The organism is Streptomyces sp. NBC_01294 (assembly GCF_035917235.1).
Taxonomy (GTDB): Bacteria; Actinomycetota; Actinomycetes; order Streptomycetales; family Streptomycetaceae; genus Streptomyces; species Streptomyces caledonius.
In genome coordinates this window covers 7790671-7813539 of sequence record NZ_CP108423.1, presented here as the reverse complement: position 1 = coordinate 7813539, position 22869 = coordinate 7790671, and the positions used below count along the sequence as shown (strand labels likewise).

The window sequence follows — 22869 nt, the reverse complement described above, 5'->3', positions numbered from 1 at the left end:
ATGCGAATACGCCGGGCCGATCCCGGGCGGCCGCCGAGGCACGGCCGACCGGCCGTATGACCGCATGACCGCATGACCCGGGCCGCGGTGTTCAGGCCGCGGTCCAGCCGCCGTCCAGGGGGATCGAGGCACCCGTGACGTAGCCGGTGTGCGGGCCGCAGAGCCACAGGACGGCGGCGGCGACCTCCTCCGGTTCGATCAGCCGCTTGACCGCGGAGCGGCTGAGCATCACGTCGGCGACGACCTGATCGGCGTCGATGCCGTGGGCGGCGGCCTGGGCCGCGATCTGCCGTTCCACCAGCGGGGTGCGGACGTAGCCGGGGTTGACGCAGTTGCTGGTGACCCCGTGCGGGGCGCCTTCGACGGCCGCGACCTTGCTCAGCCCTTCGAGGGCGTGCTTCGCGGTCACGTAGCCGGCCTTGAACGCGCTGGCGCGATGGCCGTGCACGCTGGAGATGTTGACGACGCGGCCCCAGCCCCGCGCGTACATGTACGGCAGGGTCTGGCGGAGCAGGAGGAAGGGGGCCTGGACCATCACGCGCTGCATGTGCTCGAACCGGTCCGGAGGGAACTCGTCCAGCGGGGCGATGTGCTGGAGTCCGGCGTTGTTGACCAGGATGTCGATGTCGGTGGGGAGTTCCCCGACGGGCCCGGCCTGCGCCAGGTCCACCACGTGGGCCCGCCCGCCGATCGACTCGGCGACGGACCGGGCCGCGGCGGCATCGACGTCCACCACGTGTACGTGGGCCCCGGCGGCAGCGAGCGCGGTGGCGCAGGCCCGCCCGATGCCGCTTCCGGCGCCGGTCACCAGGGCGGTGCGGCCCGCCAGGTCGATGCCCGCGGCTGCGGCTGCTGTGGGGTGGTCCACGGGAGGGGTTCCGCTTGTCATGGTCGGAATCATCCGGGACACGGACGGGCCGTTCCCATGTGCGCACCCGCCACAGTCGGGCCGGGGAGTGTGGCGGCCGCCGCCACGGGTGGCTCTGACGACACCACCGACCGGGCGTCGCTCCGGCCGCACGGGATGCCCACCCACGGGGTCGTGGGCCCGTTGCCGAGAACGTCCAGAACGTTCAGAACGTCCAGCGGGTGTGGGTGTAGACCCCGTCGTCCCGGCCGAAGCCGTACGCCGTGCCCGGGGCCACCGCGAAGACCATGTCGTCCCCCTTCCGGATCGCGTCCCCCATCCCGTGGAAGGTCCCTTCGGGCGAGGTCATGTGGTGCCCGTACTTCGTCTCGAACGCCGCGATCACCTCCTCCAGCACCGCCCGGTCGGCGACCTGCTCCGCCGTGCCCTCGATCACGAGGTCGAGCCCTTCGGTGAGCGAGTTGCCGCCGGTGGTCAGCGCGCAGTGCCCGTCGTGAGCGAGGTTCCTCGCCTTCTGCTCGCCCGGGCCGGTGGAGAAGTACAGCACCCCGGCGTGCCAGGCGGCGATCACGGGAGTGACGTGGAGCCGGCCGTCGGGGCGCACCGTGGACACCCAGAAGATCTCGGCCGCCTCCAGCTGTCGCTGCGCCTCGGCCCACTCGGTGGCGGTGACGTCCGCGGCACCCGGGCGAGGAGTGAGCGCGGAGTTGTAGCGGGCGTCGAGTTCGGTCGTCGCGGGTTGCTTCTCGGGACCCTGTGCCGACATCGCGGATCTCCTGCCTCTCCCCTGCACCCAGTCTCTACGGACCCTCTCCAGCCCCTGTATAGACCGGCTGCCCGCACCGAAGCCGCCGCCGCGCCGCCCGTCGGCCGCACATCCACCCCCGCCCACCGTCCGTGTGCCCCCGTGCCTGCGACGGAGCCTGCTCCGAGTCCGTCCATCCGCAGGGCGCCTCGGTCGGCGTACCCTCCTTCCTCGGGACAGGGCGAGGGCTGGGGTGCGCGGGTATGGGTGTGCGGGGGCGGGCTTACCGGTACGTTGGACCTGCCGAGCTGTTGGCGCTCGTCCGGCCCGGGTGCGAGGGCCGGAGGATTCGCTCGGCTGCGGACCTCGGGGACTGGGCTTCGGCGCTGCCGGCGGAGGAACTGGCCGAGCCCTTCACCTTCGTCGTCGACACCGCCGGTGTCCTGCGTCTCGCGCCGCGGCGCAGCGAGCACGTGGCGTGTGCCGGGGCGGAACCGGTTCTGGGAGCCGGTGAGATGGCCTTCCGCACGGAGTCCGGAGCATGGGCGGTCTGCGAGGTCAGCAACCAGTCGACCGGCTACTGTCCCGACGTCGGGTCGTGGACGGCTGTCGCGGACGCGCTGGACGCGGCCGGGATCGAGCGCCCGTCCGGGTTCACGCACGCGGTGGTGTTCCGGCGCTGCCCCGCCTGTCGCCGGCTCAACATCGTGCGGGACGGGGACTTCGTCTGCGTGTTCTGCGACGGGGCACTGCCGCCGGAGTGGAACGTGGACGGCAGTCACCTCTGACGCCGATGCCTGCTGGTCAATGACGCACCGTCACCGTCACCGTCACCTTTACCGGCGCTGACGGTCCGCGGAGTCGGCGGCTACGAGGACCCGAGCAGGTCCAGGAGCGGCGCCAGTCCCCCGGGGCGCTGATCGACCGGCAGGTGGTCGACGAAGTGCACCGGGCAGCCCAGGGCCCGCGCGCCGCCGTCCGCCCTGCGGTCGTCGCCGACCATCAGCACGTCGGCCGGCACCAGGCCGAGCCGGTCGCAGGCGGTCCGGAAGACGACCGGATCGGGCTTCTGCGCGCCCAGCTCGAAGGACAGCACGTAGGTGTCGACCAGCGCGTCCAGGCCGTGCGCGCGGAAGACCGGCCGGAGGTCCCATCCGATGTTGCTCACCACGGCCACCGGGACGCCCCGCCGCCGCAGTTCACGCAGCGTCGGTTCGGTGTCCGGGTACGGCTGCCAGGCGGCCGGGGTCATGTGGCGGTCGTAGAGCGCCTGCACCAGCTCCGCTGCCGGCAGCCCGGCCGCCTCCGCCAGCCCGCCGTAGGCGGCGCGGTGCTGCTCGGCGCTCATGTCCCGCTCGTGCCAGAGCGTTTCGAGGTGCGCGGGTATGTGCCGGGGCGCCGGCCCGCCCGGCAGGGCTCCGTACTCCGTCAGCCGCCGCGCCGTCTCGGCGAACTCCTCGTCGGCCAGCGTGATGCCGGTCGCCGCGAGGGTGGTGGCGAGCCACTCCTCGGTCGACTCGATGCGCAGCAGCGTGCCGGAGAAGTCGAACATCACTCCTTTGATCATGCGGTGATCGTAGGGCAGGCCCGGCCCCGCCCGTGAGCGGTCGCCGTACTGCGGCTCCCCGGTCCGTCCGCCGCCCACCCGACCCCGGGCACCATCCCCGACCCCGACCGCGACCGCGACCCCGACCGCGCCCGCGGCGGTCAGGTGGTCGGGTGCAGCCGGGACGGAGTGGTCGGTGAACTCTGCGGGCCGGCATCCATGGTGGCCAGGGCGCTGCCCGCCAGCCAGCTCCGCCAGTCCATGTTCCAGTCGCCGATGCCGTTGTCGAAGGGGGCCATCTTCGCTCCCCCGCTGTTGACCACCTCCACGATGTCCCCTTCGCGGACCGTCCGGAAGAACCAGGCGGCGTCCTCGGTGCTCATGCCCGTACAGCCGTGGCTGACGTTCTCCTCGCCCTGAGCCTCGACCGACCAGGGCGCGGCGTGGATGTACTCGCCGCTCCACGTCACGCGCGTCGCGTAGAGGACGGGCAGGTCGTAGAACTCCTTGGTGCCGCGCTTGATGCCGACGCTGTCCCCGCGCATCCGGACCTTGGGCTCCTTGCGCAGGACGACCTTGATGCCGCTGCGCGTCCTGAACCCCGCCTTGCCGGTGGTGACCGGGATCGTCTTGATGACCCGTCCGTTGCGGCGTACGGTCATCCGGTGGGTGGCGGAGTCGGTGACGGCCTCGATCCGGTCCGCGATGGTGAACTCCAGGGCGTCGGAGGGGCCGCCGTAGTCGTGGTCCCCGACCTGGACCCCGTCGAGACCGCTGCGGACGCGGACGACGGTGTGGGCGGGCCAGTACGTGCGCGGCCGGAAGTGCAGGGTCGAATCGTCGACCCAGTGCCAGGCGCCTTCGACGTGGGGCTCCGAGGTCACTTCCAGTGCCTGCTCCAGCCGGGCGCGGGCCGGGAGGTCGTCGGCGGGAACCGGCCGGCTGAGGGCGGCCGTCACGATCTCCCCCGCGCCGTACGTGCCGGGGCGGGGCCCGAACTCGACGGTCAGCCTGCCCCCGTCCGCGGGCGGCGCGGTCCGGAAGGCCATGGTCACGCCGACCGGGGTTCCCGCCTCGTCCTGGGCGCCGACCTGCACGGTGTAGGCCTGCCCCGCCCGCAGCGGCTCGGTGTTCGTCCAGCGCTCGCTGTGCGGGGCGAGTTCACCGGAAAGGTGGCGGCCGTGCGCGTCGCGTACGGTCACGTCCGTGAGGCGGCCCGGTTCCGCGAGGGTGATCTCCAGCGGGCCGCCGGCGTCCGTGGGAAGGACCTCCGTCCGGGCCGTGTGCGCCGCATCGCCGAGGGAGGGCTCCCTCAGTACGGATCCCACTCCGCGCGCGGTGGCCCGTACCCGCTGTTCCTGCCAGCCGCTGCACAGACCGGACCGGAACATGCGGACGTCGCACCCCGCCCCACCGGCCTCGCGGCCCTCGTCCAGCATCCTCCCGACCAGCAGGGTGAGCGCCGCTTCCCGCGGGGGACCCGCGAACGTCCCCTCCGAGTTGTCCGCACCGGGCGCCCGGCCCGGTGCCGCGGCGACGACCAGCATGGCCCCCGTCACCGCCGCAACGGCGCCCCACGCCTTGGTCGGTTGTGTCCGTCGCATTCGTGGCATAGCCGTATCAAACCGATGGGGAGACAAAATGATGATCATGGACTCGGCCCTGCGGCCGAACGGCACCCCAAGAGAACTCGTACGGAGCACAAACCGGTCGGCCGCGGCCGGGACGTGAGCCGAATACTCGGATGCCCCCGGGCGGCCCGCCCCGGACAATGCGTCCATGGCCATTCGCGCAGTACGCCCGGACGAACTGACCGTCCTCCAGGACGTCGAGCGGGCAGCCGGTCGCTGCTTCCGGGACATCGGCATGCCGGAGATCGCCGACGACGAACCGCTGACGACCGGTGAACTCGCCCGCTACCAGCGGGCCCGGCTGGCCTGGGTCGCGGTCGACGGGGCCGACGCACCGGTCGCCTACCTGATCGCCGACCGGGTCGACGGCAGCCTCCACGTCGAGCAGGTGTCCGTCCATCCGGACCATGCGCGCCGCGGCGTGGGCCGGTCCCTGCTGGAACACCTGGCAGGGCTGGCCGTGCGCGAAGAGGTCCCCGCGCTGACCCTCACCACCTTCACCGAGGTCCCGTGGAACGCCCCGTACTACGCGCGCTGCGGCTTCCGGCTCCTGAACGACGCCGGACTCACCCCCGGACTGCGGGAGATCCGCGCGCAGGAGGCGGCACACGGTCTGGACCGGTGGCCCCGCGCCTGCATGCGGCGGGACCTGTGACGACCGGGCCGACCGGGCGCTGCCCGGCGGCTGCCCGGCGGCTGTCCGCGCCGCTCAGATGCCGGCCGACGCCATCTCGATGATCGACCGGTAATGGGCTGCCGCGGACACCACGCAGGCGCGGTAGGTGCGGTTGTCCCTGACCACCAGGAAGTAGTCCCTGATCTGCTTCCAGTACTGGCGCAGGTAGCTGAGCCCCGGCACGAAACCCGGGGGCCTGGGGACCAGGGCGAAGGCCTCGGAGCACTTGAGGATGCCGCCGGTCACCTCCGACAGCACGTCCGCCACCTCGGCGTTCATGTTCCAGCCCGCGGCCAGTTCCGGGGTCCAGATAGAACCGGCGATCTCCCGCAGCCGCTCCTGCTCCTCGGGGGTCGGATCGCTCTCGATGGCCGGCGCACCCACCGTGACCGGGTGGCCGCCGGCGGCACCGGCGGCCTGCGCGGGCACCGCGGCGCCCGCCCCGAGCAGGGCACCCGCGGCGACCAGTGCCACCGCCGAAAGCCTGAGTGAACGTACCGCCATGTCCGCCCCTCCCGCCGTACCGGAAATCCGTTGCCAGGATCGCGCGTTGAGATTTCCATGCCCCTGTCACGCAGTCAACGGCGCCTCGCGGGCCTGGCCGGATCCGTACCCGCACCCCGCCTTCTCCCCGCCCTCTCCCCATCCGCACCCCTCCCACACCTGTCCTTCGCCGAGCGCGAACCGAGCTCGCGGGTGCACCCCCGATGTGCTGAGGTAGCGGGATGGATCTTCTGATACTGGGCGGGACCGCATGGTTGGGCCGTGAGATCACGCGGCAGGCACTGGAGCGCGGGCACGAGGTGACCTGCCTGGCGCGCGGCGAGAGCGGCGCCGTCGCCCCCGGTGCCCGGCTGGTGGCGGCGGACCGGAAGCAGGAGTCCGCCTACGACGAGCTCCTCGACCGCGACTGGGACGCGGTGATGGAGGTGTCGTGGCAGCCGGGCTTCGTCCGGGGCGCGCTCGCGGCCCTCGCCGGGCGGGCCAGGCACTGGACCTACGTCTCCTCCATCAGCGCCTACGCCGACCACGGCACGGTCGGCGCCGACGAGTCGGCCGCGCTGCTCGCCCCGGCCGACGGGCCGTACGTGGAGCGGGAGGAGTACGGCGAGGCCAAGGTCACCTGCGAGGCGGCCTCGCTCGCGGCGGTGGGAGACCGGCTCGTCATCGCCCGGGCCGGCCTGATCGCAGGGCCCGGCGACCACAGCGGGCGGTCGGGGTACTGGGTGGCCCGCTCCGCTCGCGAGGTGGACCAGCCGATGCTCGTCCCCCGTTCCCCCGGCCTGCCGACGCAGGCGGTCGACGTGCGCGACCTCGCGGGCTGGCTGCTGGACCTCGCGGAGAAGCGCGCCGCCGGAACCTTCGACGCCGTCGGGCCCGTCGTCCCCTTCGACGAGTGGGTGGACCTGTCGCGGCGCGTGGCCGGGCACACCGGGCCGGTGGCGTCGGTGGAGGCCCAGTGGCTGCTCGATCAGGGGGTCGGGCCGTTCATGGGCCCCGAGTCGATGGCCATGTGGATGCCGGATCCCCTGTGGGCGGGCTTCTGTGCGCGCAGCGGAGCCGCGGCGCGCGCGGCCGGGCTGCAGCACCGGCCGCGTGTGGAGATGCTGGAGGACCTGCTGCGGTGGGAGCGCGCCGAGGGGCTGGACCGGACCCGACGGGCCGGCCTGAGCACGGCCCGCGAGCGCGAGCTGCTCACCGCACTCGACGGCTGAGAGCGCCCCGGAGCGTCCGGGGGGCGGCCGGGGCGGCCGACGGTGGGGCTGAACCCGCGGGTCACGACAGGCCGTACCGCCGGGCCGACTCCTCCTCCTGGGCGAGTCGGTGCAGCGCCTTGAGCACCGGCTGGAAGAGTATGGCCGCCGCGACGGCCGCCTCGGCCTTCTGTGCCTCGGAGGGGTACGCCTCCACCAAGTCCAGGTCGCGCACGGCCGCTTGGTGCATCAGCCGGGCGTACGGGGCCATCAGGGCGGCATCCCACGGATGGCCGAGCCGGATGAGCGTGGCCACCCACGCCACGAGCGACCGGTGGACGGGGGACAGGTCGCCCAACTCCCGGGCGGTGGACCAGCCGAGCACGCCGACCTCGGCGCGCGCGGTGACCACGGCCTCGTCGTCGCCCTGCTGGTCGCCCGGCCCGGGCTCCTCGGGCAGCGCCCACTGGGCCGTGCCGAGGCGGATCGTCCGGCCCAGGGAGTCGTCGTCGACGTGCCGGAGCACTTCACGGACCGTTGCCACCGGGACCTGGCCGACCTGGCCGACCTGGATCATCGCGCGGACCAGCCGCAGCCTGCGCAAGTGGCCGTCGTCGTAGTCGGCGGTCGTCGCGCTGACCCGATGGCCCGGCGGCAACAGCCCTTCGCGCAGGTAGTACTTGATCGTGGCGATCGCGACGCCGCTCCGCTCACTCAACTCCGCGAGCCGCACTCTCCCGAACCCTCCCTCGGCCAGTGCGGCCAGTGCGACCATCCCACCATGTGACGGTTGGACGGCGGCGGGCCGGGCCCGGTCAGTGAACCGGGCCTCCGGTCACGGCCGAGGCCTCGTCGCGAGGGTGGCCGTGACGGCGACGGTCCGGGTGTACGTGCCGCCCGGGTCGTGGTCCAGCAGGGCCTGACGCAGCGCGGACTCGAAGGCCCCCTGCCGGTCGCCGAGCAGGGCCGGACTGGACCGGGGGAAGGAGAGCTGGAGGCCGACCAGCTGGTCCGCGGTGAAGCGCAGACGCTGGTTCCAGACGGTCGTGTCGATACGGGAGAACGCCGACTTCGCAAGGTGCTCGTCCAGGTCCTCGGGACGGGCCTGGTCCTCCGGACGGGCCGGGTCATCCGGACCGGCCACGCCGTCCTCCGTGCGCCCGTCGGCTCCGAGGAAGTGCGCGCACACCTCCTCCACGACGGAGATCCAGGGCGGACTCTGCCCCTCCGGACCGGCCGCGGAGGAGACGAGGACGATCCCGCCCCGGGGCGCGAGCATGGCGTCGAGGTCGGCCAGCACCCGTACCCGGTCCATCCGGCGGAACGCGCTGCCGATGACGCACAGGTCGATCCGGGGCAGGCACAGCCGGCTGACCACGGAGGCGTCACCCTCCAGCCAGGAGACGTTCGTACAGCCGTGCTCCTCGGCGAGCCTGCGCCCTTCGGCGAGCATGGCCGGTTCCGGGTCGACGGCGTAGACGTGGTCGACCAGCGGCGCCAGGGCCATGCTGTTCGCGCCCGGCCCGGCGCCGAGGTCCAGTACGGTCTGCCAGCCGTCGAGGGCGAACCGGTCCGCGAGCAGCCTGTAGAACTCCGCCGGGTACGGCGGCCGGTAGCGGGCGTGAAAGGGGGCGGCGGACGCGAACGGGGTGCTCATGGGGTCCTCCCTGGCCGGGGTTGCATCCGCCGATGGTGAATCACAACCCGGAGTTCGGCAGCGAGTGGCGCCCCGAATCCCCCGTACGGATGTCTGCCGTGGCGTGAGGCCATGATCAGCCGGCCTGTGACACCCCCGGGGCGAGGACGAGGTGCGTGCGGCGCGCGGGAGGTCGCCAGATGAACGTGTCTGCGATTTCGGCGCTGAAGGCATGCGCCTGCCACTGGCCGGTGATGTCGCGCCAGTGCTCGATGACGGCGTTGCGTTCGCCTGCCGCCTTCGTCCGGTCGTAGCCGAGGCCGAATTCGTAGACGCGACCCCCGTCCGACACGGCGACACCGGTCTCCGAGTGGGGCCCGTCCGGGAAGAGGTAGACGAGGACGGTGGTGGAGATGATCAGCCCGCGCTCGGCCAGCAGTTCTCGTAGGCGTGCCCAAAGGCTGTACGGACTCGTCCGCATCAGCCGAGTGCAGTTCACATGGACCCCTGCCGGCCGGCAGGGGTCGGCTGTGTGTTCGGGGAGCAAGGAAGCCAGCGCTTTCCAGGCCTCGGACGCCTCTGCCGGGATCGGTGCGTCTTGGCGCAGCTGTCCGGCTGCGGTCCCGGGCGAGAAGGCCGCGGTGTCCTGCGGGGACGTTGCCGCCGCCCGTGGGCGGGACGGCCGGCGGTGACGAGACGACTCGTGTCGGAGCCGTCCGGGGAGCCTACGAGGCATGGGCCTTTCGGATGGTCATGCCTCGTATCCTGCCATGTCCACAACCGTTTTCGCCCGGTCGGCGCCCGGCTTCGCGAGGTGTCCCCGGCGCCGCCGGCGTCGCCCGCGGGGCGCTACGGCGCCGCGGCCGGTCGGCTGCCTCCCCGGGAGGCTGTGCCCGTGGGCGGGGCGAGACGGCGCCGGTTGCGGCTGATCGAGTCGGGGTCCCAGCCCGGGCGGGGTACGGATGCCAGCAGCAGCTTGGTGTAGGGGTCCCGGGGGGAGGTGAGGAGTTCCGAGACGGGGCGGTGCTCCATGGTGCGGCCCCGGTACATGACGAGGGCCTCGTCGCAGACGTAGCGGACGACGGCCAGGTCGTGGCTGACGAAGACCAGGCCGATGCCGGTGTCGCGCCGGATGTCCGACAGCAGGTTGAGCACCTGCGCCTGGACGGACACGTCCAGGGCGGACACGGCCTCGTCGAGCACCAGCACGGCGGGTTCGACCGCCAGCGCCCGGGCGATCGCCGCGCGTTGGCGCTGCCCGCCCGAGAGGCGGCGGGGCAGGGCGGCCGCCTCCCGGTCGCCCAGGCCCACCTGGGCGAGCAGCTCCCCGACCCGGGCGGCCCGGGCCGTACGGTCGCGGGTCCCGTGCAGCCGGAGCACGCCGTCGATGGTCGCGCCGATGCTGATCCGGGCGTCCAGGGAGAGATAGGGGTCCTGGAAGACGATCTGGACGGCCTTGGCCCGGGCCAGCCGCGCCGCCCTTCCCCGTACGGACGCGGCCAACGGCTCGCCCTGGACGAGGATCTGTCCCGCGTCCGGGCGTTCGAGGCCGATCAGCATCCGGGCCGTGGTGGTCTTCCCGGAACCGGACTCGCCGACGATGCCGAGGGCCCCGCCCGCCCGGAGGGTGAACGACAGGTCGTCGACCGCGACGACCTCGCTCCCGCCCGTCCGGTAGGTCTTGCGCAGTCCGCTCACCCTCAGGAGCGCGGGAGTGGGGTCGGTGGTCAACGGTCCTCCTGGCGGGATGCGGGGGACGGGGCCGCCGCCGCCCCGGCGAGTTCGGCGGTGCGGTGGCACGCGACCTCCGCCGGGCCGTGCCGCCGCAGCACGGGCGGGGCCTGGTCGCAGCGGCCGGGCTCGGCGAACCGGCAGCGCGGCGCGAAGCTGCAGCCCGGAGCGGACTCCAGCAGTCCCATCGGGGCGCCGGGGATGGGGATGAGGCGGTCGAGCGGGCCGTCGAGCGGCGGTGACGAACCGAGCAGGCCCGCGGTGTAGGGGTGCCGGGGGGAGGCGAAGAGTTCCCCGACGGGCGCCGTCTCGACGATCCGGCCCGCGTACATCACGTAGATCCGGTCGCTGACCGCTGCCGCGAGCTCGATGTCGTGGGTGATGAGGAGGAGGCCGAGGCCCCGTTCGCGCTGGAGCCGGCCCAGGATCGCCAGGATCTCCGCCTGGGTGCTGACGTCGAGCGCGGTGGTCGGTTCGTCGCACAGCAGCAGTCGCGGTTCGGCGGTGAGGGCCGCGGCGATGACGACGCGCTGGAGCATGCCGCCGGAGAGCTCGTGCGGGTACTGGTTCATGTGCCGGGCGGGGTCGGGCAGGCCGACCGCGCCGAGCAGGTCGACCGCCCGGGCGGCGGCCTGGGCCTTGGACCAGCCGTGGACCAGGCGCAGCGGCTCGGTGAGGAAGTCCCCGACGCGGCGTACCGGGTTGATGGCGGCCCGGGGGTCCTGGTAGATCATCGCGGCCTTGGCGGTCCGTACCTCGCGCAGGCTCGCGGCGTCGGCGCCGACCAGGTCGGTTCCGTCGACGCGGACCCGGCCGCCGACTTCGGCACCGTCCGGGAAGAGTCCGAGGGCGGCGCGGGCGGTGACCGATTTCCCCGAGCCGGATTCGCCGACCAGGGCGACGACCTCCCCGGCGCGGAGCTGCAGGTCGATGCCGTCCAGGATCGGGCGGGCCATGGCGGGCAGCGTGACGCTGAGGGCGTCGTAGGCGAGCAGTGTCATCAGGAGTCCCTCCCCGCGAGCCGGTCGCCGAGGCTTTCCCCGACGACGTTGAAGGCGACGACCACCAGGACGACCGCGACGGCCGGCGCGATCGCGGAGAGCGGCTGGCCCTGCAGCACGGCGGCCTGCCCCTGGTTGATCATGGCGCCCCAGTCGGGGGTCGGTGGCTGCACGCCCAGCCCGAGGAACGAGAGGGCGGCGAGGTCGAGCAGTGCGTACCCGAAGTTCACCGTCGACTGGGCGAGCAGGGTCGGGGCGATGTTGGGCAGCATCCTGCGGACCGTCACGAACAGGGCGGAGTGGCCCTGGACCTGGTAGGCGGCGATGTAGGGCCGGGCCTTCTCCTGCACGGCCAGGCCGCGCACCAGGCGTGCGCTGTACGGCATGTAGGCGATCGCCATGGCGATCACCGGCGCTGTCATCCCCTTGCCGAAGAGGGCCACCGCGAGGATCGCGAGCAGCAGTGCGGGGAAGGCGAACACGACGTCGAGCACCCGGCCGGCCACGGTGTCGATCCATCCGCCGCGCCACGCGGTGAACAGGCCGACGGCCGTGCCCATGAGGGTGGAGAACAGCACCACCGCGAGGGGTCCGGCGAGGCTCGTCCGGGTGCCCTCGATCAGCGCGGAGAACGTGTCGTGGCCGCCCTGGTCGGTGCCCAGCCAGTGCTCGGCGCTCGGGCCCAGGAGGGTGTCGCCGAGCCGGCCGAAGGTCGGGTCCTGGGGCGCGAGCCACGGCGCCAGCAGCGCCACCAGGACGAACAGGACGAGCAGCACCAGGCAGAACTGCTGGAGCCTGCTGCCGCCGAGGGTCCGGAGCCCGGTCAGCAGCCGGGTCAGCGGGCCGCGGGCGGTGGCCCCCCGTGCGGTCCCTGTGGCGTGTGTGGTGCGTGTGGTGCGTGTGGTGCGTGTGCTCATCGTGCGCTCCCCGCTGCCGCCATGCGCGGATCGATCAGCGGGTGCACCAGGTCGACGAGGGCGTTGACCACGACGAACGCGGCCACGACCAGCAGGACGATCGCCTGGACGACCTGGAAGTCCAGCTGGTCCACCGACTGCACCAGCAGCGAGCCCACCCCGGACATCCCGAACGCGGTCTCCACGATCGCGGTGCTGACCAGCATCCCCGAGACCAGGAGGGCGGAGACGGTCACGATCGGCCCCAGCGCGTTGCGCAGGACGTGGCGCCGGATGACGGTCCGGCGGGGTGTGCCCCGGCTCAGGGCGACCTCGACGTGTTCGCGGCGCAGTTCGTCGAGCATCGCGGAGCGGGTCACCCGGGTCACCAGGGCCACGAAGGTGACGGACAGGGCGGCGGCCGGAAGCACCACGTGGTGCAGCCGGTCCAGGATGCCGGTGCCGTTCCCGATCGTCGGGAACCAGCCCAGCTGCACGCCCAGTACCGAGCGGAGCAGCAGGGCGGCGACGAAGGCGGGCGCGGCGGCCCCCACCGTCACCAGGAGCATCAGGGAGCGGTCGGTCCGCGTTCCCCGCCGCAGGGCGCCCACGATGCCGGACCCGATGCCCACCACCGCGATCATCAGGGCCGATACGCCGATCAGCAGCATGGAGGCGGGCAGCCGCGACCAGATGACGTCGCCGACGTCCTGGTGGAAGAGGTACGAGCGGCCGAAGTCGCCGTGCAGGACGCCGTCCAGCCAGTTCCAGTACCGGACCAGGAACGGCTCGTCGAAGCCGTACTGCCGGCGGATCTCGGCGAGCTCCTGCGGGCTGGGGCTGCGCCCCTTCACCAGGAAGGAGGCGGGGTCCCCCGGCGCCAGGAACAGGGAGGCGAAGACGAGGAAGGAGGTGACGAGCAGGGTCGCCGCCATGCCGGCCAGCTTGCGCAGCACCCGTCCGGCCCGTGCCACGGCGGCCGTCATCCCTTGGCTCCGATCTCGGCCGCCCACGGGTAGTAGAGGTAGGCGATGGACGGCTGGACGCCGGTGATCCGCTTGCCGAGGAAGACGCTCACGGGCTGGGTGTACAGGGGCAGCCAGGGCAGTTCCCGCGTCGCGATCCGATGGGCCTCGGCGTTGGCGGCGGTGTGCTCGACGGCGTCGTACGTGCCGATGGCCTTGTCGACGGCCGCGTCGAAGGCGGGGTCGGACCAGCCGCCGTAGTTGCTGAACGCGCCGGTCTGCAGGGAGCCGTACATGTCCAGCGGGTCGGTGATGGACGTGTACCAGAAGGTGAGGAAGAGGTCGATGCCCTCGCGCGCGGCCGGGTCGGTGAAGAGAGTCGTGTACTTCTCCGCGGAGAGGGACTCGATCTGCGGCTTCAGTCCGATGGCCGTGGCGGCCTGGGCGACGGCCTGGGTGATGATGGTCGTCTGGGAGTCCAGCGGACTGGTCGCGATCACGATCTTCTGGCCGTTCACGCCGGCCTCGGCGGCGAGCGCCTTGGCCTTGGCCGGGTCGTACGGGTACCTGGGGAGGTCCTTGAGGATCGCGTCCCGGGTCGTGTCGGGCGCGTCCTTCCAGAGGTTGTCGGTGACCAGCGAGTGGGCGACCTCGCCGACCCCGCCGGCGCCGGCCTTGAGGATGCCCTCGCGGTCGACGGCCATGAGCAGGGCGCGCCGCACCCGGGCGTCGCCCAGCGGTCCCTTGAGGTTGCTGACCACCTCGTCGGCGACCGTGGTGTTGCGGCCGAAGTAGAGCGTTCCGGCCTGGGTGTCGCGCAGTTGGGCGTAGGCGTTCGGCGGGACCATCCAGCCGCCGTCGACCTCACCGCTCTGGAAGGCGTTGACGCGGGTCGTGGCGTCGGCCAGGAAGACGAACTTCACCTGGCCGGACCTGGCCTTGAGCGCGGGGTTCCAGTAGTCGTCGAAGCGCTTGAGCGTGAGCGACTGGCCGGAGGTCCAGGAGTCGAAGGAGAAGGGGCCGGTGCAGTTCACGCCGGTCTGCGGATTTCCGTAGTCCTGGCCGGACTTGGCGAGGGTGGCGGCGGACTCCACCGTGCCCGGACTGGCGGCGAGGTACTTGTTGAAGGTCGAGTCGGGCTGGGTCAGGGTGACGGTGACCTCCAGCGGCCCGGTCCGGTCGACCGACTTCACGTTCCGGAAGGGGTAGGCCCAGACACTGGCCGTCTCCGGGGCGAGGTTGCGGCGCAGCGAGGCCACGACGTCGTCGGCGGTGAGCGTCGTCCCGTCGTGGAAGCGCACGCCGGGGCGGATCTGGTAGACCCAGGTGGTGGGGGTCGGGTTGGTGTACGAGGACGCGAGGTTCGGCGAGGTCGTCAGATCGGGGTTCCAGCGGAGCAGGCTCTCGCAGACGTTGGCGAGGATCTGGTTCGGCGGGTAGTCGAACGAGTGGGCGTAGTCGATGCTGGCCGGCTCCGCGAAGATCGACCAGGTGAAGGAGTCCACGTCGCCGGTGGCGTCGGGCGTCCTGTCGGTGAGCTGGAAGGCGGTGGTGCCGTCCTTCGCCTGGCCGGCGGTGCCGCTGCACGCGGTGGTGATGAGCACCGCGGCCGCCGCGAGGGCGGCCGCCACTGCGTGGCGGATCCGGCTGCGCCGGTACAGCGGGGTTCCCGATGTGGCTGATGACATCGTCTGGCTCCCTGAGGGGTGAGCGTGGTGGGGTGCGTGGTGCTCGGCCGGTGGCGGCCCGGCCGGTGACTGCGCGGTCCGCCGGCAGTCCGTGATCAGCGCGTCAGCGCCTCGATGTGCGGGTGGCTCGGAGCGCGGGGGCGCGGGGGCGCGGGGGCGCGGGGGCGCGCGTGCCCGGGAGGGCCGGACGGCCGGTGCGCTGGTGAGCCATTGCGCCGGTGAGCCGTTGCGCCGGTGAGCCGTTGCGCCGTTGCGCCCGGGGCTCCGCTGCTCAGTCCGTCGCGGCGAAGACGAGTTCGCCGTCGAGGTAGGTCCGGAGCACGCGGGTCTCCGCGATCTCCTCGCCGGGGTGGGCGAAGGGATCCCGGTCGAGGACGACGAGGTCCGCGTACTTGCCCACCTCGACGGTGCCGGTGACCTCGTCGAGGTGGTTCACCCAGGCGCTGCCCGCGGTGTAGGCGGTCAGCGCCTGGGCCAGGGTCAGGGCCTGCTCCGGGAAGAAGGGCGGCAGGGGTTCGAACGTCCCGGTCGTGTGGGGGGCCTCGTCGGGTACGGCGCGGTTGACGGCGACGTGGATGCCCCACAGCGGGTTGGGGCTGCTCACCGACCAGTCGCTGCCGGCGACGAGGCGGGCTCCGGCGCGCTGCAGGTCCCCGAACGGGTACTGGAGGGCGGCCCGTTCGGGTCCCAGGAAGGGGATGGTGAGCTCGTCCATCTGCGGCTCGTGCGCGGCCCACAGCGCCTGGATGTTCGCGGCCGCCCCCAGGCTCGCGAAGCGCGCGATGTCGTCGGGGTGGACGATCTGCAGGTGGGCGAGGTGGTGGCGGTTGTCGTTGGCGCCGTTGGCCGTACGGGCGGCGTCGAGTGCGTCGAGCACCTCCCGCACGGCACGGTCCCCGAGCGCGTGGAAGTGGAGCTGGAAGCCCGAGCGGTCGAGGCGGGACACGGCTTCGGTGAGCACGTCGGGGTCTATGAAGCTCAGCCCGGAGTTGGCGGTGGCGCAGCCGCAGCCGTCGAGGTAGGGCTCCAGCAGGCCGGCCGTGAAGTTCTCGGCGATGCCGTCCTGCATGATCTTGACGCTGGTGGCGTTGAAGCGCCCCACCCGGCCGGTGCGGCGGCGCTCCTCCAGCTCGGGGATCTGTTCCAGGCCTCGTTCGCGGTCCCACCACAGGGCGCCGACGACGCGGGCGCGCAGCGAACCCTCGCGGGCGGCGCGCAGATAGACGCCGTAGTTGTCGGGGTTGCCGGGGAAGGCGCCGATCATGGCGTCCTGCCAGCTGGTCACACCGAGCGAGAACAGGTGCTCCTGCGCGGCGAGCAGCCCCGCGTGCGCCTCGTCCGGCGTGGCGATGGGCACGTGGCGGGCCACCAGGTCCATGGCGCCCTCCTGGAGGGTGCCCGCCGGGGTGCCGTCGGCCTCCCGCTCGATCCGGCCGTCCGCCGGGTCGGCCGTCGTGCGGTCGACGCCCGAGAGTTCGAGCGCGCGGGTGTTGACCCAGGCCCCGTGGCCGTCCCGGTTGGTGAGCATGACAGGTCGGTCCGGCACGACCGCGTCGAGCATGGCGCGGGTCGGGGTTCCCCCGGGAAAGACGTCCATGGACCAGCCGCCACCGCGGATCCAGGCCGCCTCGGGGTGCTCCTTGGCGTAGCCGGCCACCACCGCCAGGTAGCCGTCGATGGAGCGCTCCTCGCTCAGGTCGCAGCTGAGCATCTGGACGCCGGCCACCGCCGGGTGGACGTGGGCGTCCTGGAACCCCGGGACGAGCAGTCCGCCCGCGAGGTCGACCACCTCGGTGTCCGCGTCGGCGAGGGAGTGCACCGTGGCGGTGTCGGCGACGGCGAGGATCCGCCCGCCCCCGATGGCGACGGCGGCGTCGATCGGCGTCGGACGGGTCCCGGTGAACACCTTCCCGCCCACGAATACGGTGTCGGCCCGCTGCCTGTTGTTGGACATCGACGCATCCTCCGGCTCGGCGGGTGAACCCGCTCGGCTTGTTGTTGAGGAGGAGTGAACGGGAGCGCAACAATGTTGTCAACGGTGTTGCGCTGGCTCTGTTCCAAATCGATACACTGGCCGCACCATGCCGAAGCCATCCGACACACCCGCCCGGTCCAAGCGCGCGGGCAGCCAGCTCACACCCGACGCGATCATCGAAGCGAGCCTGCGCATCGCGGCTCGCGGCAGCGAGGACGCCTTCACCGTCCGCCGCCTCGGCGAGGAGCTCGGCGCCGACCCGACCGCGATCTACCGGCACTTCCGCGACAAGGACGAGCTCCTGCTGTCCGTCGCCGACCGCACGCTCGGCGAGGTGCTCGACAGCATCCCCGAGGGCCTCGACTGGAAGGGCCGGCTACGGGCGCTCGCCGACGGCTCGCTGGAGGTCGCGCTGAAGTACCCGGTGGTCGGATCGACCATGGCCAGCCGGACCACCCGGCGGCCCAACGAGTTCCGGGTCGTCGAGCTCATCCTCGGCGCCGTCACGGAGGCCGGGCTCGACGGCGCCGAGGCGGCCGTCCACTACCGGATGGTCGGCGACTCGCTCCTCGCGTACGTCGGCCAGCGCGCGGCCTACCTGTTGTTCGACCCGGACGTCCGGGAGGCCGACGAGTCCTCCTGGAGCCGGGAGTACCGCCTGGTCGACCCCCAGGGGTTCCCCCACATCACCCGACTGAGCACGCAGCTCGCCGAGGTGACGGACGAGCAGATCTTCCTGGCCAGGGTCGAGGCGCTGATCACCGCGATCGAGAAGCGCGTCGAGACGCTCCGCGCGACCTCAGCGCCGTCCCGTGAATGAGCGCCTGATCCAGGACCGGTTTCCGACCGGCTCACCGGGACCGTCGAACCGCGTCCGCCGGCCTGGTCCCCACGGTCGTGATCCCGCCGCTACCGCTTCTGCCAGAGGGTGAGCCGGGTGGCGTAGTCGGGCAGGTTGCCGTGGCTGGTGGTGATGTCGGTGACCTCCAGCATGGCCAGCCGCTTGTCGGTCGTGATCGTGCACAGCAGCGCCCCGACGGGCAGGGTGCCGCGCAGGTCCTTCGCCTTGATCTCGGCGGGCAGCACGTCGGACTGGGCGCCCTGCAGGCACTGCTGCGGGGTCTTTCCGGCGCTCTTGCCCATCGGGGTGTAGAACTCCCAGCCGCCGCCCGAGATCTCGCTGAGCTGGATCTCCCGGCCAGGGGTGTCCTGCACGACCTGGGGAACGTCGAGGTCGGCCTCCACGATGTTGGCCCCGCTCGGCGAACGCAGGGCGAAGGGCCGGTCCCGGAAGACGACGGTGTACCCGGAGTCGTCGGAGGCGGCAGCGGAGGCGGAGGGCGTCGGAGCCGGCCCGGTGGAGTGGGACGGCTGACCCGACGGCTTGCCTTCGCCCTTCTCCTGCCTGCCGTCCGCGGTACTGCCGGCCTTGGCCACCGTCCAGGTCACGACCACGGCCAGGACGACGGCCATGGCGGTGCCGGCGACCACGAGACCGGTCCGCGTACGCCGTGGAGCGGCCGGTGCCGTCGGGGGGTACGGCGGCGGGGTCGGCGCCTCGGTCGGAGCGGCGGTCGGCGCGGTGGCGAAGGTGGGGCCGTGCGGCGGGCGTGGCCCCGGGTCGGTGACGGTCGGATCGGGCGTCGGGGTGCGTGCGGCACGCCCACGAGCGGCGAGCTCCTCGGTCAGCGGCTGCGGCAGCCAACCGGCGAAGTCGTTCAGGGAACGGCCCGCGGCCTTCTCGCACAGCGCGGCCAGTTCCCCGGCGCCGACGCGGGCCCCCGGGTCGGCGGAGAGACAGCGCTCGAGCAGCGGGCGGAGCCGGTCGTCGTAGAGATCCAGGCGGGGTGGACGTACGCCCGTGTTGGCGATCTGCGCGGCGAGGGTGAGGGCGCCGCCCTCGCCGTAGGGGTGGCGGCCGGTGGCGGCGACGGCGGCGATCAGGCCGAGCGAGAAGACGTCCGCGGCAGGTCCTACAGGGTCGCCGAGTGCCTGCTCAGGGGACATGAACTGCGGGGTGCCGACGACGCCGCCGGACGCGGTGAGCTGGGTGGCATCGGCGGCCCGGGCGATGCCGAAGTCGATGACGTACGGGCCCTGGTCGCTCAGCAGGACGTTGCCGGGCTTGAGGTCGCGGTGCACGATGCCGGCGGCGTGGATCGCGGTCAGGGCCCGTGCGGTGCAGCCGACGAGCTGGAGAACGGCGGGCAGCGGCAGCGGGCCGTGCGCGGCAAGGGCCTCGTGCAGGGACAGACCGGGCACGAACACCGAGGCCAGCCAGGGCTGTTCGCCGGTGGTGTCGTGGTCGACGACCGGGACGACGTGGTAGCCCTGCACCCGGCGCGCCGCCTGGACCTCCTGCTCGAAGCGGCGGCGGAAACCCGGGGCGCTGCCGTACTCGCGCCGGATCACCTTCAGCGCGACGGGCTGCCCGCCACGGGTGCGAGAGAGGTAGACGGTTCCCATGCCGCCCTCGCCGATGCGGGCCACCAGCCGGTATCCCGCGATCTCCCGCGGATCCTCGGCCCGCAGTCGTTCACCTGCCCCGTTCACCGACATGCCGGACCGGCCCCCCATTCCATGATCGTCTCGCCCGGCAAGGGTAACGGACCTCATCCGCGCCTCGGCGGTCTTTGCCCCAACCGCCACCGGGGCCAGGCCCGGACGACGGTCGCGGGCCCGGACCGGGGTCACTTCGACGGGGTCAGTCGCTCCCACAGGAAGGTGTGGACCAGGGCCTCGTTGAAGGCCGTCTGCCGGTGGTCGGTGGCGCCCGCGTGGCCGCCGCCGAGGTGCTCGTGAAAGAGGACGGGGTGCCCGAACTCGCGCAGCCGGGCGGCCATCTTGCGGGCGTGGCCCGGGTGGACGCGGTCGTCGCGGGTGGAGGTGAGCAGGAGCAGGGGCGGGTACGCCGGCCCGTCCGCCCGGACCTGGTGGTACGGCGAGATCCGCTCCAGGTGGGGGCGGTCGGCCGGGTCGTCCGGATCCCCGTACTCGGCGATCCAGCTGGCGCCGGCGAGCAGCTTGTGGAAGCGGAGCATGTCCAGCAGCGGCACGTGAGCGACGACCGCGCCGAACAGTTCCGGGTCGCGGGTGAGCATGGCGCCCATGAGGAGGCCGCCGTTGCTGCCGCCCTCGATGCCCAGCTGGGCGGGGGTGGTGATGTCCCGGGCGGTGAGGTCCCGGGCGACCGCGGCGAAGTCCTCGTACGCCCGGACCCGGTTCGCGCCGAGGGCCGCCTTGTGCCAGCCCGGCCCGTACTCGTGCCCGCCGCGGATGCCCGCGACGACGTAGGTGCCGCCGCGCGCGAGCCAGGCGCGGCCGGTGACCGCGCTGTACTGCGGGACCATGGAGATCTCGAAGCCGCCGTACCCGTACAGCAGCGTGGGGCCGGGGCCGGGACGGTCCTCGGGTCCGACGACGAAGTACGGCACGCGGGTGCCGTCCGCGGAGGTCGCGAAGTACTGGCGCACGGTGAGGCCGGCGGTGTCGAAGAGCGCCGGGCTCTGCTTGACGCTCTCGCTGTCGCCGCCGCTGTCGCCGCCGGCCGTGCCCCGGTAGAGGGTGGAGGGCTGCAGGAAGCCGGAGACGTGGTGGAAGTACTCGTCGCCCACGTCCGGGTCGGTGCAGGTGACCGAGGCCGTGGACAGCGGCGGGACCCCCGGGAGCGGGGCCCGGCTCCAGCCGCCGGGTCCCGGGGTGAGCAGCTCCATCCGGGAGGAGACGTCGGCGCGGGTGCTCAGGATGAGGTGGTTGCGGGTCCAGCTGTATCCGGCGAGCGCGATGTGCTCGTCCGGGGTGAACAGCACCTCGGCCTCCCGCTCCCCCGCCAGGAAGGCGTCGAAGTCGAAGGCGAGCAGGCTGCCCGCGGGGTGGCCGAGCCACGGCGACTTGGTCGTGACGGTGAGCCACCGCCGGTGGACGGAGGCGCCCGCGTCGTCCGGTACGTCGATCTTCAGCGGCGGTTCGGCGGACTCCTCCCGGAGGAGGAACAGCTCCTGGTTCCAGAAGTCGATCTGCCGGTGGACGAAGTCCCGTTCGAAGCCGGGGGTGTCGTCGCGCCATCCGGAGGCCGACAGGTCCGAGGGCCGGCCCTCGTAGACCGGCTCCGCGTCCTCGATCGGGGTGCCGCGCCGCCAGCGGCGCACCTGGAGCGGGTAGCCGGAGGGGGACATCGAGCCGGGGCCGAAGTCCGTACCGATCCAGACCCGGTCCCGGTCGATCCAGCCGATGCGGGTCTTGGCCTCCGCGACCGCGAACCCGTCCGCGACGAACTCCAGGGTCTCCAGGTCGAACTCGCGCACGACGCAGGCGTCCGCGCCGTCCCGCGAGAGCAGGACCAGGGCGTGCCGGTGCTCGGGGGCCAGGACCCGGCTGCCCGCCCAGGCCCACTTCTCGTCCTCGGCCTCGGCCAGTGCGTCGAGGTCCAGGAGCACCTCCCAGGCCGGCCGGTCCGTGCGGTACTCCTCGAGCGTGGTCCGCCGCCACAGGCCGCGCACGTGGTCGGCGTCCTGCCAGAAGTTGTAGAGGTGGGGGCCGCGGCGGACGACGTGGGGGATGCGGCCGTCGTCGTCCAGCACCTCGCGCGTCTCCTGCTCGAGCACCTTGAAGCCGGGGGCACCGGTCAGCGCGTCCACGGTCTCGGCATTGCGCTCCCGGACCCAGGCGAGGGCGCTTTCGCCGGATACGTCTTCCAGCCACAGGTAGGGGTCTTCATCGCTCATCAGGCGATTGTGCAGGAAGACGGGCCCGGCGCAGGGCCGAGTGCACCGACCAGACGACCGAGACCAGCGGGACGGCGACCACCGCGCCGACCACTCCGGCGGCGATGGCCCCGGCGACCACCGAGATCGCCACCACCAGCGGGTGCAGCCGGACCGCCCGGCTCATCACGAGCGGATGCAGGACGTGTCCCTCGATCTGGCCGATGACCACGATCAGCGCGACCACCAGGGCCGCGACCAGCGGCCCCTTCGCGGCGAGCGCGACCACCGCGGCGATGGCCAGCGCGACCGGTGATCCGATGAGGGGGATGAAGGCCGCGAAGAACTCCAGCAGCGCCAGCGGGACGGCCAGCGGAACCCCGAGGAGGTACAGCGCGACGCCGACGAGGACCGCGTTCGTCGCCGCGACCAGCAGGATCCCGTGGGTGTACCCGGTGAAGGTGCGCCAGGCCGCGCTCCCGGCGATCGCCACCCGCTCGCGGACCGGTCCGGGCAGCTGCGCGCGGAACCACGTCCACTGCCGGTCGCCGCCGTGCAGGAAGCAGACCGAGCAGAAGACCGCGAGGGCGAGCACCGTCAGCACGTGCACCAGGCGCCCGGCCCCGCTGACCGCCTGGCTGAGCAGTGTGGAGCGGTGGCTCGACAGGTACTGTCCGGCCCGGGCCTGGATGTCGGAGAGCGCGTGCGGGTTCAGCCGGAAGGGCGGCCGCTCCAGCCAGTCCTCGATGCTGGCGAGGCCCTGCCGGAACTCGCGGGTCAAGGTGGTGCTCTCCCCCGCCACCGCCTCGCCGACCAGCGTCAGCACGCCCAGCAGGAGCAGCGCGCTGCCGAAGAGGCACAGGGCGACGGCCGGAGTCCGGGGCATGGCACGCTCCAGGCGCCGGGTGGGAGCCCACAGCAGCGCGGCGACGACGAGGCCGAGGAAGACTGCCACGGCGATCTCGTGGAACCGGCCGAGCACGGCGAAGATCGCGTAGACGGCGGCGCCGACGACCAGCAGGCGCCAGGCGTACGCCGCGGCCGTACGCAGGAACGGTGACACCGGCGGCATGACCCATGCGTGCCACCGCGGCCCGCCGATGCCACGCGCCGG

General features: G+C 72.9%; 21 protein-coding genes. 4 read left to right on the top strand and 17 right to left on the bottom strand.

From position 1 onward, the window contains the following. Window positions 1-91: 91 nt before the first annotated feature. Window positions 92-889, bottom strand: a complete 798-nt coding sequence (locus OG534_RS35375) for a 3-hydroxybutyrate dehydrogenase (RefSeq protein ID WP_326586336.1) — start codon at window positions 887-889, stop codon at window positions 92-94. A 184-nt stretch (window positions 890-1073) separates the two neighbouring features. Beyond that, entirely contained in the window at window positions 1074-1634 is a 561-nt protein-coding gene (locus tag OG534_RS35370; protein ID WP_326586337.1) for a pyridoxamine 5'-phosphate oxidase family protein, read from the bottom strand. Between the two features lie 242 nt (window positions 1635-1876). Here OG534_RS35370 and OG534_RS35365 point away from each other — a divergent pair, with 242 nt between their 5' ends. After that, a complete protein-coding gene (locus tag OG534_RS35365; protein WP_326586338.1) occupies window positions 1877-2401 on the top strand; it encodes a hypothetical protein in 525 nt (174 codons plus the stop codon). Between the two features lie 80 nt (window positions 2402-2481). Here OG534_RS35365 and OG534_RS35360 read toward each other — a convergent pair whose 3' ends face one another. Both OG534_RS35360 and OG534_RS35355 read right to left on the bottom strand, forming a co-directional pair. Further along, complete coding sequence (locus OG534_RS35360) at window positions 2482-3180, bottom strand: HAD family hydrolase (protein WP_326586339.1); 699 nt, start codon at window positions 3178-3180, stop codon at window positions 2482-2484. Window positions 3181-3320: 140 nt separating this feature from the next. Further along, window positions 3321-4772 (bottom strand): L,D-transpeptidase, encoded by a 1452-nt coding sequence (locus OG534_RS35355; protein ID WP_326586340.1) that lies wholly within the window; start codon window positions 4770-4772, stop codon window positions 3321-3323. 166 nt (window positions 4773-4938) lie between these two features. Between OG534_RS35355 and OG534_RS35350 the strand changes: the two genes are divergently transcribed. After that, entirely contained in the window at window positions 4939-5445 is a 507-nt protein-coding gene (locus OG534_RS35350; RefSeq protein WP_326586341.1) for a GNAT family N-acetyltransferase, read from the top strand. A 54-nt stretch (window positions 5446-5499) separates the two neighbouring features. On the opposite strand, the gene OG534_RS35345 is transcribed toward OG534_RS35350, so the two are convergent. Continuing rightward, window positions 5500-5970 carry a hypothetical protein gene (locus OG534_RS35345; RefSeq protein WP_326586342.1) on the bottom strand — a complete coding sequence of 157 codons (471 nt, stop codon included), beginning with the start codon at window positions 5968-5970 and terminating at the stop codon, window positions 5500-5502. 221 nt (window positions 5971-6191) lie between these two features. Here OG534_RS35345 and OG534_RS35340 point away from each other — a divergent pair, with 221 nt between their 5' ends. After that, complete coding sequence (locus tag OG534_RS35340) at window positions 6192-7181, top strand: NAD-dependent epimerase/dehydratase family protein (protein ID WP_326586343.1); 990 nt, start codon at window positions 6192-6194, stop codon at window positions 7179-7181. Between the two features lie 61 nt (window positions 7182-7242). Here the strand turns inward: OG534_RS35340 and OG534_RS35335 are convergent, their stop codons facing one another. From OG534_RS35335 to OG534_RS35295, 9 genes are all read right to left on the bottom strand, one after another. Then, window positions 7243-7893, bottom strand: a complete 651-nt coding sequence (locus tag OG534_RS35335) for a MerR family transcriptional regulator (protein WP_326593418.1) — start codon at window positions 7891-7893, stop codon at window positions 7243-7245. A 102-nt stretch (window positions 7894-7995) separates the two neighbouring features. Next, complete coding sequence (locus OG534_RS35330; protein ID WP_326586344.1) at window positions 7996-8817, bottom strand: class I SAM-dependent methyltransferase; 822 nt, start codon at window positions 8815-8817, stop codon at window positions 7996-7998. Between the two features lie 115 nt (window positions 8818-8932). Next, window positions 8933-9277: a hypothetical protein gene (locus OG534_RS35325; RefSeq protein ID WP_326586345.1), complete on the bottom strand. Its 345-nt coding sequence runs from the start codon at window positions 9275-9277 to the stop codon at window positions 8933-8935. A 368-nt stretch (window positions 9278-9645) separates the two neighbouring features. Then, entirely contained in the window at window positions 9646-10527 is an 882-nt protein-coding gene (locus tag OG534_RS35320) for an ABC transporter ATP-binding protein (RefSeq protein ID WP_326586346.1), read from the bottom strand. Continuing rightward, entirely contained in the window at window positions 10524-11528 is a 1005-nt protein-coding gene (locus tag OG534_RS35315; protein ID WP_326586347.1) for an ABC transporter ATP-binding protein, read from the bottom strand. Before OG534_RS35315 ends, OG534_RS35320 begins: the two co-directional genes overlap by 4 nt. Further along, window positions 11528-12445, bottom strand: coding sequence for an ABC transporter permease (locus tag OG534_RS35310; RefSeq protein ID WP_326586348.1), 918 nt, complete (start codon window positions 12443-12445; stop codon window positions 11528-11530). The genes OG534_RS35315 and OG534_RS35310 overlap by 1 nt, the downstream gene beginning before the upstream one ends. Then, window positions 12442-13410 (bottom strand): ABC transporter permease, encoded by a 969-nt coding sequence (locus OG534_RS35305; protein WP_326586349.1) that lies wholly within the window; start codon window positions 13408-13410, stop codon window positions 12442-12444. Before OG534_RS35305 ends, OG534_RS35310 begins: the two co-directional genes overlap by 4 nt. After that, a complete protein-coding gene (locus tag OG534_RS35300; RefSeq protein WP_326586350.1) occupies window positions 13407-15077 on the bottom strand; it encodes an ABC transporter substrate-binding protein in 1671 nt (556 codons plus the stop codon). Before OG534_RS35300 ends, OG534_RS35305 begins: the two co-directional genes overlap by 4 nt. Before the next feature lie 271 nt (window positions 15078-15348). After that, window positions 15349-17031: an amidohydrolase gene (locus tag OG534_RS35295; protein WP_326586351.1), complete on the bottom strand. Its 1683-nt coding sequence runs from the start codon at window positions 17029-17031 to the stop codon at window positions 15349-15351. 127 nt (window positions 17032-17158) lie between these two features. On the opposite strand from OG534_RS35295, the gene OG534_RS35290 reads away from it, so the two are divergent. Continuing rightward, window positions 17159-17872 carry a TetR/AcrR family transcriptional regulator gene (locus OG534_RS35290; protein WP_326586352.1) on the top strand — a complete coding sequence of 238 codons (714 nt, stop codon included), beginning with the start codon at window positions 17159-17161 and terminating at the stop codon, window positions 17870-17872. A gap of 89 nt (window positions 17873-17961) precedes the next feature. Here OG534_RS35290 and OG534_RS35285 read toward each other — a convergent pair whose 3' ends face one another. The 3 genes from OG534_RS35285 to OG534_RS35275 all read right to left on the bottom strand — a co-directional run bounded on the left by OG534_RS35285 (window position 17962) and on the right by OG534_RS35275 (window position 22827). Then, complete coding sequence (locus OG534_RS35285) at window positions 17962-19629, bottom strand: serine/threonine-protein kinase (protein ID WP_326586353.1); 1668 nt, start codon at window positions 19627-19629, stop codon at window positions 17962-17964. Window positions 19630-19742: 113 nt separating this feature from the next. Next, window positions 19743-21776 carry a prolyl oligopeptidase family serine peptidase gene (locus OG534_RS35280; RefSeq protein ID WP_326586354.1) on the bottom strand — a complete coding sequence of 678 codons (2034 nt, stop codon included), beginning with the start codon at window positions 21774-21776 and terminating at the stop codon, window positions 19743-19745. Next, window positions 21766-22827, bottom strand: a complete 1062-nt coding sequence (locus OG534_RS35275) for an AI-2E family transporter (protein ID WP_326586355.1) — start codon at window positions 22825-22827, stop codon at window positions 21766-21768. The genes OG534_RS35280 and OG534_RS35275 overlap by 11 nt, the downstream gene beginning before the upstream one ends. Window positions 22828-22869 lie beyond the last annotated feature (42 nt).

What these genes read in the sequence shown, in the direction of transcription:
- OG534_RS35375 (WP_326586336.1), bottom strand. Translation starts at nt 889, where the DNA reads ATGACAAGCGGAACCCCTCCCGTGGACCACCCCACAGCAGCCGCAGCC.
- OG534_RS35370 (WP_326586337.1), bottom strand. Translation starts at nt 1,634, where the DNA reads ATGTCGGCACAGGGTCCCGAGAAGCAACCCGCGACGACCGAACTCGAC.
- OG534_RS35365 (WP_326586338.1), top strand. Translation starts at nt 1,877, where the DNA reads ATGGGTGTGCGGGGGCGGGCTTACCGGTACGTTGGACCTGCCGAGCTG.
- OG534_RS35360 (WP_326586339.1), bottom strand. Translation starts at nt 3,180, where the DNA reads ATGATCAAAGGAGTGATGTTCGACTTCTCCGGCACGCTGCTGCGCATC.
- OG534_RS35355 (WP_326586340.1), bottom strand. Translation starts at nt 4,772, where the DNA reads ATGCCACGAATGCGACGGACACAACCGACCAAGGCGTGGGGCGCCGTT.
- OG534_RS35350 (WP_326586341.1), top strand. Translation starts at nt 4,939, where the DNA reads ATGGCCATTCGCGCAGTACGCCCGGACGAACTGACCGTCCTCCAGGAC.
- OG534_RS35345 (WP_326586342.1), bottom strand. Translation starts at nt 5,970, where the DNA reads ATGGCGGTACGTTCACTCAGGCTTTCGGCGGTGGCACTGGTCGCCGCG.
- OG534_RS35340 (WP_326586343.1), top strand. Translation starts at nt 6,192, where the DNA reads ATGGATCTTCTGATACTGGGCGGGACCGCATGGTTGGGCCGTGAGATC.
- OG534_RS35330 (WP_326586344.1), bottom strand. Translation starts at nt 8,817, where the DNA reads ATGAGCACCCCGTTCGCGTCCGCCGCCCCCTTTCACGCCCGCTACCGG.
- OG534_RS35325 (WP_326586345.1), bottom strand. Translation starts at nt 9,277, where the DNA reads ATGCGGACGAGTCCGTACAGCCTTTGGGCACGCCTACGAGAACTGCTG.
- OG534_RS35315 (WP_326586347.1), bottom strand. Translation starts at nt 11,528, where the DNA reads ATGACACTGCTCGCCTACGACGCCCTCAGCGTCACGCTGCCCGCCATG.
- OG534_RS35310 (WP_326586348.1), bottom strand. Translation starts at nt 12,445, where the DNA reads ATGAGCACACGCACCACACGCACCACACGCACCACACACGCCACAGGG.
- OG534_RS35305 (WP_326586349.1), bottom strand. Translation starts at nt 13,410, where the DNA reads ATGACGGCCGCCGTGGCACGGGCCGGACGGGTGCTGCGCAAGCTGGCC.
- OG534_RS35300 (WP_326586350.1), bottom strand. Translation starts at nt 15,077, where the DNA reads ATGTCATCAGCCACATCGGGAACCCCGCTGTACCGGCGCAGCCGGATC.
- OG534_RS35295 (WP_326586351.1), bottom strand. Translation starts at nt 17,031, where the DNA reads ATGTCCAACAACAGGCAGCGGGCCGACACCGTATTCGTGGGCGGGAAG.
- OG534_RS35290 (WP_326586352.1), top strand. Translation starts at nt 17,159, where the DNA reads ATGCCGAAGCCATCCGACACACCCGCCCGGTCCAAGCGCGCGGGCAGC.
- OG534_RS35285 (WP_326586353.1), bottom strand. Translation starts at nt 19,629, where the DNA reads ATGGGGGGCCGGTCCGGCATGTCGGTGAACGGGGCAGGTGAACGACTG.
- OG534_RS35280 (WP_326586354.1), bottom strand. Translation starts at nt 21,776, where the DNA reads ATGAGCGATGAAGACCCCTACCTGTGGCTGGAAGACGTATCCGGCGAA.
- OG534_RS35275 (WP_326586355.1), bottom strand. Translation starts at nt 22,827, where the DNA reads ATGCCGCCGGTGTCACCGTTCCTGCGTACGGCCGCGGCGTACGCCTGG.